Raw genomic sequence first — 12,172 nt, 5'->3', positions numbered from 1 at the left:
TTAACCCTCGACGGCTGTTGTTGCAGGAACTAGCTGTTTAAGAACGTAGTCAGATCCTTGTTTTTCAACTAGAAACCGAACTTTCTGTCCTTCTTCAAAACCCGATAGATCAACGTCTTCTCCCACAGAGAAGTTCATCTCACCTGCATCCCAGTTCCATTCTGCAACCGGTAGGTGGTTTAAGGTGATCATGCCAAAATCAGCCATCAGCATGCTAATGTCACCAGTTAGCCAAACTTCTGCTGCAATGACGCTGTTGTCTGCCTTATAGTCAACGATTTGGTACTGACCGGACTCCGTCTTTTGCATTTCAAATTCGATAGCCTGACCTTTTTTCAAGTCACCCATTTCAACGCCATCTGCGAAAGTGAAGTTCATTACCATGCCCGGCCAATCCCATTCTGGTACAGGTTGGTGGTTGATGGTCAGCATGCGGTGATCTTTCATCACATCCGTGATCTCACCTTTGGCCCATGCCGTTTCTACCGCTGCTTCTACACCATTGATGCGAGACAGATCCGCCGACTGACTTGATTCAGAATCGAGCATGAAGTGAGATGACGTAACGATCTTATCGCCTTGTTTAAGTCCTTGTAATACTTCGATTTGTTCGCCAGCTTCGCGGCCAACTTCAATTCGAGCAGAACGGTATTTGCCATCACCTTCCGCCAGAACAACGCGAGTCATACCGCCAGAGCGGATAACAGATGATTTAGGAATCGTTAATACTGCGTCATCAGTGACAGGCTGAAGGGCAATGTTGGCGAACATGTTTGGCTTCAATGCGCCATCTGGGTTAGGGAATTTAAGGCGCACACGCAACGTACGTGTTTTCGGATCGAGGATTGGGTACACGTAATCGACAACACCTTGCCATTCATTGCCCGGAATCGCGTCAAGGGTCATCGTGGCTTGAGAACCCGCTTTCATCCAGTGCGCTTGACGCTCAAAGACTTCTGCATCAACCCAAACATTGTCCAAAGGTCCTGCACTGATCACCGCTTGAGCAGGGGACAAATAGCCACCTTCACGCACGTTTAAGCTCGCGATAACGCCATCAGCAGGCGCTTTGATTTCAATGGTTTGCGATGCTTTACCACTACGAGTAATGGATTTGATTTGAGCACGGTCAACCCCAAGCGTTACCAAGCGTTCGGTTGCGCCTTTTACAAGACCTTTGCGGCCAGTGCGGTACGCATTCAGCAATTCTTCTTGTGCTTTAACCAGTTCAGGAGAGTAGAGAGTGAAAAGCACATCGCCTTTCTTCACTTTCTCACCCACGGCATTGATGTAGAGTTTTTCTACCCAACCCGCCACACGAACGTTGGTTTGCCATAACAGACTTTCATCAAAGGCAATATAGCCAACCGTTTCGATGCGTGGTGATAGCTGTTGTAGTGTCGCGTTTGCGGTTTTAACCCCGAGGTTGTTCTCTACTGAAGGGTCAATAGTCACTGTACCCGGTGCGTCTTGTTCACCGGATAGGTCTTCTGCGTAAACAGGAATCAAATCCATGCCCATTGGGGACTTACCCGGCTTGTCGCGTTTGTAATTCGGATCCATTGGGGCAACCCAGTAAAGCGGATCATTAGAGCTTGCAGCAGATTCGCCACCCATCGCACTCATGTCGTGAGTCGAGCCCGTAAGAAAATGATTAGCACCAAACCCTAAAGCACCACCAACAATCAGCGCGATGGTTGCAACTTGTAATGTTTTCATTCTTATACCTTATTTTCCCGTTTGCGCATGACGCTACAGCGTTGTTGACTGCTCTATATCGGTCACATACCTGTAGCCCCAACGTTTTTGGGAATCACAAATTAATATGTCGAGATAGAGCGAGCTTCTGGAGAAGCCACTTGATAATCGAAACCACCGAGTAGGGTGGCTAAATTGCTGTTTGCGATGTTGAGATCGGTCAGCAGACGTTGTTGCTCTAATTGCAGAGCCAACTCGTCAGTCGTGGCAGAAATCACATCGTTAAACTGCGCTGTGTTGTTTTGATAACCCCGCTCAACGGCTTGAATGCGCGCTTTCGCTTGAGGCAATAAGGTGGATTGATAACGTTCTAAACGCTGGGTTAAGTTGCCGTGATCAACCAGCAAAGTGTTCACCTTGGCATTCATCTGCGTTAGTAAGGTGTCTTTTTGTGATTGTGCCGCGCCAACTTGGTATTGAGCGGCAGCAAGATTGCGATCTTGGCGGTCACCCGTAAACAACGGAATGTCCATGGTTAGGTAAGCGCTGACCAAATCGGAGGCGGGCTCACCCATCATGTTGTCGGCTTGGCGGTAGGCGTACATTACTTCGACGCCAAATTGTGGGTTGTAGGCTTGCTCAGCAATTTCCACCTGAGTTTTATTGGCAGAAATACTTACGTCGGCCATCCTAACCATCGGGTGTTGGCTGAGTTGCTGATAATGCTTGGTGGAACCCTGACTGGCAGCAAGTTTGCTGTTCAGTGTGTCCCAATTAAGTTGATTGCTCGCGTGCAGAGCCTCTTCGTTTGCCAACCAATCTGACCCCAACCATTCGGAGAGTTGAGACATAAGACGACGTTGCATTTGTGCGTTGGCTTGCAGTTTCTCATCCAACTTGCTGACTTGAAGCTGGGCATTGAGCAGATCTTGCGCTTCACTCTTACCAATCGAATAGTTGGTTTGAATAAAGCTTTCCATCTCCTTCATCAACTTGCGATTCTCAAGCATGATTTGTTCAGCGCGTTGCTGGTAACCAAGTTCTAACCAAAGTTGAGTCATGCTGTTGGCTACTTCAAGCTCACGAGCATGGACTTGAAGCCCAAGGCCGTCGGCTTGTTGATTGGCTTTCTTCTGCTGTAAATCAAGCGTCGAGCCACGCTCAAACTGTTGCATTAAACCAACGGAGATGTTGGTCATTGGGTCTTCATCGAATTTGAAGCTGTCGACAGGCAAGCCACCAAAACCCACTTTCAGTTTTGGGTCCATCAAGGTCGCACTCGCGACGCCCGTTTCACGCATGGCAGCAGATTGCGCAGAGTATTGCTTACGATTGCCATCGTTACTCAAAGCGACGTTGATCAGTTGGGCAAGCTTGGTCGTTGAAGCTCGCTCACTTGATGCGGAATTTTGCGCTGCGTGCGTCTCTTTTCCTGCGGCGTTAACCAAGGTAGGCGCAGCGACCAGAGCCACCATAAAAATAGGTGCAGCTAAGCGGTATGGTTTGATATCCATAATCTAAATCCAGTGTTCGCCGGATCGATGGAGGTGCGGATTTTATTGCGGGAACAGTAAAGCCTTGTTACCTCATCGTTCAGGCGCATTAAAACAACCTGCGATACACGCGCAGGGTCGAATGCTAGGACGGATTTAGGCTATTGGAGGTCGGTATAGGTCGCGGCTGACGTGTACGACTGGGGAAGCAACTTCAGGAGTAATAGTTGCGCGATAGATGACGGGCATTGGGCTATTGGTAGGATTCGGTAGGGGGACGAAAACTATCGTACACGCGGCAGTACAGCAGGTATGAACCATGCCGGAGCCTCCACCACAGTTCATGCTGGTTTCTCTTGCATCGCCATCTTCGGACATAGAAGCGTCAGTCATGGAGACGTCCATCATACCAGGCATACCGCAGTGCTCGCTGTCACTCATCATAGAAGGATGGTGAGCCATGCCAGTAGACATCATTTGAATATTCATCAACGGCTCACTGTTCGCCACACTAGATACCAATAGCACTAGTGTCGTGAAGAGAGTTAACCAGATTGTATGCAGCGATTTTAAGTGCATACCCTTTCCCATGTGTTTGATGAAAATGATGAAAACCCTTCGATTCTAAAGGTTAACCTAAGGGTAAGGTCAATCATTTATTACTCTTATTATCAAAATAGTCCAACCCTTCTGTTTTCGCACTTTCGAGGGAGTAAAACGTTTGTTAAACACCGAGTGTTGAAAGTTAGCGAAAGAAGCCCTCGCTTTTTATGACACGTGAAAAATGTGGTTTATAAGTTTTACATCACACTAACTTGTCTTACAAATGATTATCCTTATAGAATGCATGGTTTTACTTGTGCAGATTTGGATTTGCTTTGCTGCGGGGGTTGCATGATAGAAATTGTCATCGATGGAAAATATAGAATTGTAGAAGAGGGTCTAACCCTTTTAGAAGCAGCAAAAGTGTGTGGGGTCGAGATCCCATCGCTGTGCGGAATGAACAAAAGTAATGAAAAAGTACCGTGTGACTTGTGTGTGGTTGAAGTCGAAAGCGGCGGTACTAAGCGTGCGTGTGAACTTGAAGTTTACCGGGGCCTTAATGTGGTCACGCAATCAGAACAATTAAGCGAGCACCGCAGAAAAGCACTCAACCGCATCATGACGGACCATTACGCCGATTGTGAAGCGCCATGTAAAACCGCGTGTCCAGCGGGCGTTGATATCCAATCGTACCTTTATCACATCGCACAGAACGATCATCAAAAAGCGATTGAAGTGATTAAGCGTACGCTTCCTATGCCGCTATCGATTGGTCGTGTGTGCCCGGCATTTTGTGAGAGTGAATGTCGCCGCTCGTTAGTCGATGAGCCTATTGCAATTCGTCAGCTAAAACGTCATGCCGCGGATGCGGATTTGTCTGCGCATGAAGCCTATGTACCAGAAAAGAAACCAAGCAAAGGTTTGAACATTGCCGTCGTCGGCAGTGGTCCTGGTGGTCTGACAGCTGGCTACTACCTATCGAACGAAGGCTACGACGTTACGGTCTTTGAATCCATGCCAAAAGCGGGTGGTTGGTTGCGTTATGGCATTCCAGAATACCGTTTACCAAAAGACATTCTCGATAAAGAAATCGAACTGATGTGCCGCAATGGCATGCAAGTTCACACCAATCAAAAGCTGGGTGTGGATTTCACGCTTTCTCAATTGAGCGAAGAATACGACGCAGTGTGTTTGGCTGTCGGCGCGTCTCAAGCGGTTGAAATGCATTACACAGGCAGTGACCTTGAAGGTTGCTACTTAGGCGTTGATTACCTAAAAGATTACGTTACCGAGCAAAACTATGTAACGGGTCAGAAAGTCGCGGTGATCGGTGGTGGTAACACGGCAATTGACTGTGCTCGTACTGCGCGTCGTGCTGGTGCAGACACCACGTTGATTTACCGTCGTACCCGTGACGAAATGCCGGCAGAAGACTACGAGATTGTCGAAGCGGAACACGAAGGGGTGAAATTCCACTTCTTGACCAACCCGGCAGAAAACCTTGCCGATGAAACTGGACGCGTGAGTGCGATTCGCCTAGAGCGCATGGCGTTGGGTGAGCCGGATGCATCTGGTCGTCGAAGCCCTAAACCAACTGGCGAGTTCTTCACCGAAGAGTTCGACACCGTGATTGCAGCAGTATCGCAAAAGCCAGACCTGAGCTTCCTCGAAGGTGAAGATTTGTCGATTCCGCTTACGCGTTGGAACACCTCAGATGCAGATGAAAAGACCATGCACACTGGCACGGGCAACATCTTCAGTATTGGTGATTTCCGCCGCGGCCCAGCAACGGCAGTTGAAGCGGTGGGTGATGGTCGCGTTGCGGCAAAAGCCATTGACCTGTTTTTGAATGGTGATATGGCAGACATGCCAAAGGCGGCGTTCAACTCGCGCAAAGAGAAGAAGCTCTCTCAAGTCGATCCGCTTCACTTCGAGAACATCCAGAAAGTTGCTCGATCTATCATGCCTGAGCTGACTCCAGCACAACGCGAGCAAAGCTTCGCTGAAGTGGAGTTGGGCTTTGATAACGAAGAAGCAATGAAGGAAGCTGCGCGCTGTCTAGAATGTGGCTGTCAGGCAAATACTGATTGTGCGCTGCGTGATTACTCCATCGAATATGAGGCTGAGCAAAGCTTTGACTTCTCTTTGCAGATTAAATCGCATCAAGATTGGTTAGATCTTCGTGCGAAAGACTTGCGTCATAAGTACGAAGTTGACCGCAGCTCTGAGTTTATTGAGTTTGATGCTAACCGCTGTATTAGCTGTGGTCAGTGCATCCAAGCGTGCCGCGACAAAGCCGTACACGGTGTACTGAACTTCGTGTGCGATAAACAAGGTCGTCCGGCATTACGTCCTGACGATCGTCCACACTTTGGAAGTAACAAGAATGGCTTAACCCTAATGGGTGATTCGAACTGCGTGCAATGTGGCGCGTGCGTTCAAGTGTGTCCAACGGGCGCAATGGTCGATAGTCGTGACCGTTCGCAAGGCCGTACTGAAGATCTGAAAGCGGTCGACACCATTTGTACGTACTGTGGTGTGGGTTGTAAGTTGACTATGTTCGTGGACGAAGCAACCAATACGATTCGTTACGTGAAGGGCGGTGACTCGCCAGTGAACCAAGGCATGCTGTGTGTGAAAGGGCGCTTTGGTTTTGATTTCATCGGCAGTGAAGAGCGTCTTACCACGCCTTTGATTCGTAAAGACGGTTGGTTGCAGCCTGCGAGTTGGGAAGAGGCGATTCAACTGATTGCAAGCAAGTTCTCTGGCATCAAGCAAGATTTTGGCAGCAACGCATTGGCGGGTTTCTCTTCAGCGAAAACCACCAACGAAGACAACTACGCGTTCCAAAAATTTGTCCGTCGTGAACTAGGCACCAATAACGTCGATCACTGTGCGCGCTTGTGTCACGCATCGAGTGTAACCGGTCTTGAGGCATCACTCGGTAGTGGTGCAATGACCAACGACATTCCAAGCATTAAGCACTCGGATGTGATCTTTATTATCGGTTCGGATACCACATCGGCGCACCCGATCATCGCTTCACACATCAAACAAGCAATTCGTCACCACGGCGCTCGCTTGATTGTGGCTGACCCGAAACGTGTCGATATGGCAGAGCATGCTGAGCTGTATATGGCGCATCGTCCGGGTACGGATGTGATGCTCCTAAACGGTGTCATGCAGCAGATCATTAAGAACGGCTGGTACGATCAAGAGTACATCGAAGAACGTGTCGACGGCTTTGATACCTTACTGCAAGAAGTGATGTCACCAGCTTATAACCTCGATAAAGTGGAGTTGGTTACGGGCGTAAAAGCCGAAGACATTCAAGCAATGGCGCGCATGATCGGTACAGCAGATCGTACGGCTGTTTACTACTCGATGGGGATTACTCAGCACACGACAGGTCATGACAACGTGCGTTCTATCGCTAACCTGCAATTGCTGTGTGGCAACATCGGTATTGAAGGTGGTGGTATTAACCCGCTACGTGGTCAATCTAACGTGCAAGGCGCGTGTGATATGGGCGCTTTGCCAAACAGCTTCCCGGGCTATCAAAAGGTATACAACCCAATTGTGCGACAGAAGTTTGCTATTGAATGGAACGCACCAAATCTGCCTTCTGAGCAAGGTTTAACCCTGACAGAAATCATTGACGCGGCTTGCCATCGTGACGTTCGTGGTATGTACATCATGGGTGAGAACCCAGTATTGAGTGACCCGAACCAAGCGCATGTGATTGAAGGTTTAGAAGCGCTCGACTTCTTGGTTGTTCAAGACATCTTCCTAACGGAAACCGCTCAATACGCGGATGTGGTTCTGCCTTCTTGCTCGTTTGCAGAGAAAGCGGGGCACTTCACCAATACGGAGCGTCGTGTTCAGCGTGTGAATCCGGTTGTCACGGCACCGGGTGAGGCAAAAGAAGATTGGTGGATTATTCAAGAAATCGCCAATGCCATGGGCAGTGATTGGGACTACCACTGTGTGTCTGATATCACTAACGAAATTGCACGAGTGACACCTCAATACGCGGGTCTTCGTTGGGACGCCATTACGCCAAACGGTGTGCAATGGCCGAGCAATAAGAACAACCCTGCGGGTACTCGCATCATGCACCAAACCCAGTTTACTCGTGGTAAAGGGCAAATGGTGGGCGTACCGTTCCGTTATGCGGCTGAGCTGCCAGATGAAGAGTATCCACTGGTGCTTACTACAGGTCGTGTACTTGAGCAATTCCACACTGGCACCATGACGCGTAAGACCAAAGGGTTGGATAATCTTGCTGGCCCTCGCGCGATGGTGAGCGTGGAAGACGCAGAAACGCTTGGCATCAGTAATGGTCAGCGTCTGACGGTGTCTACACGTCGCGGCAGCATTGAGATTGATGCTTTTGTGACTAAGCGTATTCAAAAAGGAGTGGTGTTCATTCCATTCCACTTTGTTGAATCGCCAGTCAACCGCCTAACGACAACGGCAACTGACCCGCATGCGAAGATCCCTGAGTTCAAGGTCGCTGCGGTTAAAGTGGAAGTGAGCGAAAAGACAACGCAGACAGAGTCTCTCGAAGATAGTTACCAACACGTTTAAATTCGGCGAGTCACGTTGTTGTGGGCACTGACAATTTGAGCCTAGTTGATGGGCGGATAATCTAATCTTGATTTCCGCTCTCACTACATTCACTCGATTGTCTTTTTCTTCCAACTCCTTTTACTTTTCTGTTATCACCGCGCTCCGGTTAGTTTTCCCTTCTTACTTCTTGCTGTCTCTGTGGCGTATTTTTGTTCAAGCCCATGATGAGAGTGCAATAAAGTTTGTTGTTGAGCTTGTCATAGAATTGACTGTCTCTGACTGTCCTCTGTTATTTGGGCAAGTTCTATAACCTAAACTTTGCTCGCTTCCTATACTGAATTAACGAAGCAAGATTTTTATAACAACAAGAGGAAGCTTGTATGACAAGAACAACCTCATTTGCACTCGTTTTATTACTTATGTGCGCATACTTTGGTTACAACCGTTATTATGTATACCCCCAGCAGTTGGAAACACAGGCGAAGTCCATGCTAATACAAATGGCAAATCGCGAAGAGTGGGTAGATGTGTTTGAGATGATGAATCGCGTAGACGCGCATAAGGGCCATTTGGAACTTGTTGCTGACGTGACATCCTCTGATGGTCAGCGTGCGTACAGTGAAGGTATTATCACGTACACGGATCGCGAAGGCGTTGTCTGTAAACAGGTAGTGTTCAACTTTAAAATAAACTCTTTGAAAAACTACAATATTTCCGATTTACGAGATTGTTCCTACGGTGAGTACTATTAATATTGTCTGAGAGTTGAGCTCGATAGCGCAGTGTATGAATACAGAAACAAAAAATAGCCCTTCGTTGGGGCTATTTTTGTTTTTAAGGAATAAACGCAATATCGTGGAATTAGTCGAGTGATTTTTTGAAGCGAAATGAAGCGACAATAAGGCCGATAACGGTGAATCCAAGTAACCAAACTGTATCTCGCCATAGCTCCATTAGGTCTGCACCACGCAGCACCACACCACGAATAATTCGCATAAAGTGGGTGGCAGGCAGCGCTTCGGATATCCATTGTGCCGCGATGGGCATTCCTTCATAAGGGAACATAAATCCGGATAGAAGAATCGATGGCAAAAGAATAAACACCGTCATCTGCATTGCTTGAAGCTGCGTCGTCGCAATGGTGGATATCACCAAACCTAAGGTTAAACTCGCGGCGATAAACAACAGCGTGCCAAACAGTATCTGACTAATGGCGCCGTTTATCGGTACACCAAATATCCAATGACCCAAGCCTAAAATGATAAACACCTGTATCAGACCAACAAAGATGTAGGGAATGATCTTCGCTACCATGAGTTCGATGGAGTGGATTGGCGTAGTAATCAGTAACTCTAAATTGCCACGTTCCCGTTCTCGAACAATGGCTGCGCTGGTGAACAAGATCATCGTCATGGTTAGAATCACGCCCAATAAACCGGGGACAATGTTCACCGCCGAGCGCCGACTCGGGTTGTAATACAGCGCAACTTCAAAGGTTTTGGTTGGGGCAGGGCGTATCTCAAAATCAAAATCCGTTAACGGCATGGTTTGCAGTGAGAGAATCGCTGAGCTGATCATGGTGTCTGAACCATCCACAATCCACTGGCCAAGCTCTCTACCTTGCACCATGCGTTGGGTTAGGTCGCTAGGTAGAATTAAAGCCGCTCGCACCAAACCGTCTTGAATGGCTTGCTCGGCTTCAGAAGCGGTAGCGAAGGTTTCGACCACATCGACCACTTGTGTGACTTTGACGGACTCAGTGATCACGCGCCCGGCAGTGCTGCCACTTTGATCGACGACGCCAACGGGAATGTTGCGAATATCCGTATTAATGGCAAAGCCAAATAGCAGAAGTTGAATCAGGGGGATCATTACGACCATGCCAAAGGTAATGCGGTCACGTGAAAGCTGACGGATCTCTTTGATCATCACCGCTTTCATGCGGGCAATAGATTTCATCATTGGCGACCTTCTCCCGTAACGCTGACAAACACATCTTCCAAGCTAGGACGAGCAATGTTCATCTCGCAGCCATCAAGCGCAGGAAAGGTTTGGGTTAACCATTCGAGCGGTTGTTCGATGTGCTGGTGGATCAAAATGCGTAAGCGAATGCCGAGCTGTGCGGCCGAGCGCACCTCTTCGCGTCGAATGACTTTCTCTTTTAGCTCGCGTAAGTTATCCGCTTTGACTTCAACGATGTTAACGCCCATTTGGGCCATGAGTTCTTCTGGCTCACCATCGGCGCGGATTTCCCCAGCTTCCATAATCGCCAGACGATGACAGCGCTCTGCTTCGTCCATGTAGTGCGTTGTGACCAAAATCGTCGTGCCTTGGTCAGAGAGATCAAACAACTGCTCCCAGAAATCGCGTCGGTTCTCTGGGTCAACCGCAGATGTGGGCTCATCGAGAAACAACAGTTCTGGTTTGTGCATAGTGGCTGCGGCGAGAGACAAGCGTTGTTTCTGGCCGCCACTCATTCCGCCGACGCGCTGTTTACGCAGCTGGTCGAGACCGTAGGTGGATAGTTGTTCTTCGATGCGAGCTTTCAGAGCCTTGGTTTCCATACCAAAGATTTGTCCAATAAACTCAAGATTCTCTTGAACTGTCAGGTCATCATAGAGGGAGAACTTTTGTGTCATGTAGCCAATCTTGAGGCGCAGAAGCTCAGATTGTTTTGGGATCTCTAGCCCAAGCACATCCACGTTGCCCTCACTTGGGCTAAGCAAGCCAGTCAGCACACGAATGGTTGTTGATTTACCGCAGCCGTTGGGACCAAGAAAACCATAAATACTGCCTTTGGGTACATTGAGCGTGATGTTGTTGATGGCGGTGAAGTCACCAAACTTCTTCACTACATTTTCAGCTTGAATCGCGTATTCGGTCATTGGCTTACTCCACCAAATCCACTTGCGCTGGAATGCCCGAAGGCAAGGATTGTGCTGAGTCTTGTAGGTCGACTTCTGCAAGGTACATCAAACGCGAGCGTTCTTCCTCGGTAAGCGCGAAATAAGGCGTAAATGAAGGCTCAGTCGCAACCCAACGAACGGTGCCGCTATATGGTTGCTCAACGCCATCTACATGCACGTTAACCGTTTTACCCGGCACAAAATCGACTCGGTAGTTGGCAGGAACGTAAACGCGAGCGTATGGGACGCGGCTGGCTTGTATTACAGCAACTACACCATTCACAGGAACGCGTTCGCCAAGGTTAAACGGTAGGTTATCTAACAAGCCATCTCGCGTGGCGGTGATGGTGAGTTCTGCCAGTTTCTGTTCTTGTAGTGCCACATCGGCTTTTGCTGCCATGAGTGCGGCTTTTGCTTGTTCAATATCTTCAGGACGAGAGCCAGCGGTCAGTTTGCTGAACTCTTCTTGTGAGGAGTCTAGCTCTGCACGGGCAGAATCTCTGGCTGCTAAAGCGGTGTCTTTTTCTGATTGGCTGATGAGTTTTTTACGAACTAACTCCGCCTTACGTTGGTAGTTCTTTTGCGCTTCAACCAATTGAGCTTCCGCTCTGGCAACGCGTGCTTGCGCTGCGGCAATGTCTTCTGGTCGCTCACCATTGGTCAATTTCAAAAGATAGGCGTCAGCCTTGGCTTGTTCGGCTACGGCGTGAGCTAAAACGGCTTCTTGGTTCTTTGTATCGAGCTGAACCAGCACTTCTCCTTCGGTGACTTGGCTGCCTTCCTTGATGGGTAGGGCACGAATTATCTCGCTAGAGGTTGCAGTAAAGGTTACGCGGTCACGTTCTAGTGTGCCAAGGGCTTGCTGTCCGTCATCTTTGGAACAGGCAGTTAAAAGAGTCAGGGCTAGGGTGCCAAGAATGATTCGCTTCATCATGCGACGCTTCCTCTAAGAAGGTGAGC

The 12,172-nt window shown here is 48.7% G+C and carries 8 protein-coding genes; 2 read left to right on the top strand and 6 right to left on the bottom strand.

The window, feature by feature from the left end:
- From NL626_RS07380 to NL626_RS07370, 3 genes are all read right to left on the bottom strand, one after another.
- Positions 1-1,719 carry an efflux RND transporter periplasmic adaptor subunit gene (locus NL626_RS07380; RefSeq protein ID WP_170890021.1) on the bottom strand — a complete coding sequence of 573 codons (1,719 nt, stop codon included), beginning with the start codon at positions 1,717-1,719 and terminating at the stop codon, positions 1-3.
- 101 nt (positions 1,720-1,820) lie between these two features.
- Positions 1,821-3,212, bottom strand: a complete 1,392-nt coding sequence (locus NL626_RS07375; protein WP_253657175.1) for a TolC family protein — start codon at positions 3,210-3,212, stop codon at positions 1,821-1,823.
- A gap of 135 nt (positions 3,213-3,347) precedes the next feature.
- Positions 3,348-3,770 (bottom strand): hypothetical protein, encoded by a 423-nt coding sequence (locus NL626_RS07370; RefSeq protein WP_170890022.1) that lies wholly within the window; start codon positions 3,768-3,770, stop codon positions 3,348-3,350.
- A gap of 315 nt (positions 3,771-4,085) precedes the next feature.
- Here NL626_RS07370 and fdhF point away from each other — a divergent pair, with 315 nt between their 5' ends.
- Positions 4,086-8,324, top strand: a complete 4,239-nt coding sequence (fdhF, locus tag NL626_RS07365) for a formate dehydrogenase subunit alpha (protein WP_253657174.1) — start codon at positions 4,086-4,088, stop codon at positions 8,322-8,324.
- 362 nt (positions 8,325-8,686) lie between these two features.
- Positions 8,687-9,058, top strand: a complete 372-nt coding sequence (locus NL626_RS07360) for a hypothetical protein (RefSeq protein ID WP_005375433.1) — start codon at positions 8,687-8,689, stop codon at positions 9,056-9,058.
- Between the two features lie 109 nt (positions 9,059-9,167).
- Here the strand turns inward: NL626_RS07360 and NL626_RS07355 are convergent, their stop codons facing one another.
- Genes NL626_RS07355 through NL626_RS07345 form a run of 3 tightly spaced genes read right to left on the bottom strand, consistent with a single transcriptional unit; the run spans position 9,168 to position 12,143 of the window.
- The gene (locus NL626_RS07355; protein WP_031778897.1) at positions 9,168-10,265 is read right to left on the bottom strand and encodes an ABC transporter permease; all 1,098 of its coding nucleotides are present in this window, start codon (positions 10,263-10,265) and stop codon (positions 9,168-9,170) included.
- Positions 10,265-11,191 carry an ABC transporter ATP-binding protein gene (locus tag NL626_RS07350; RefSeq protein ID WP_253657173.1) on the bottom strand — a complete coding sequence of 309 codons (927 nt, stop codon included), beginning with the start codon at positions 11,189-11,191 and terminating at the stop codon, positions 10,265-10,267. Before NL626_RS07350 ends, NL626_RS07355 begins: the two co-directional genes overlap by 1 nt.
- A 4-nt stretch (positions 11,192-11,195) precedes the next feature.
- A complete protein-coding gene (locus NL626_RS07345; RefSeq protein WP_029561139.1) occupies positions 11,196-12,143 on the bottom strand; it encodes an HlyD family secretion protein in 948 nt (315 codons plus the stop codon).
- Positions 12,144-12,172: the final 29 nt, after the last annotated feature.

Origin of the sequence: Vibrio sp. Y58_MX_L22 (assembly GCF_024181865.1) — a bacterium.
In the GTDB taxonomy this organism is placed as follows: domain Bacteria; phylum Pseudomonadota; class Gammaproteobacteria; order Enterobacterales; family Vibrionaceae; genus Vibrio; species Vibrio alginolyticus.
This window is presented reverse-complemented; position numbering and strand designations above follow the sequence as displayed.

Coding starts and splice junctions, on each gene's coding strand:
- NL626_RS07375 (WP_253657175.1), bottom strand. CDS start 3,212: ATGGATATCAAACCATACCGCTTAGCTGCACCTATTTTTATGGTGGCT.
- NL626_RS07355 (WP_031778897.1), bottom strand. CDS start 10,265: ATGAAATCTATTGCCCGCATGAAAGCGGTGATGATCAAAGAGATCCGT.
- NL626_RS07345 (WP_029561139.1), bottom strand. CDS start 12,143: ATGAAGCGAATCATTCTTGGCACCCTAGCCCTGACTCTTTTAACTGCC.
- NL626_RS07360 (WP_005375433.1), top strand. CDS start 8,687: ATGACAAGAACAACCTCATTTGCACTCGTTTTATTACTTATGTGCGCA.
- fdhF (WP_253657174.1), top strand. CDS start 4,086: ATGATAGAAATTGTCATCGATGGAAAATATAGAATTGTAGAAGAGGGT.
- NL626_RS07380 (WP_170890021.1), bottom strand. CDS start 1,719: ATGAAAACATTACAAGTTGCAACCATCGCGCTGATTGTTGGTGGTGCT.
- NL626_RS07350 (WP_253657173.1), bottom strand. CDS start 11,191: ATGACCGAATACGCGATTCAAGCTGAAAATGTAGTGAAGAAGTTTGGT.
- NL626_RS07370 (WP_170890022.1), bottom strand. CDS start 3,770: ATGCACTTAAAATCGCTGCATACAATCTGGTTAACTCTCTTCACGACA.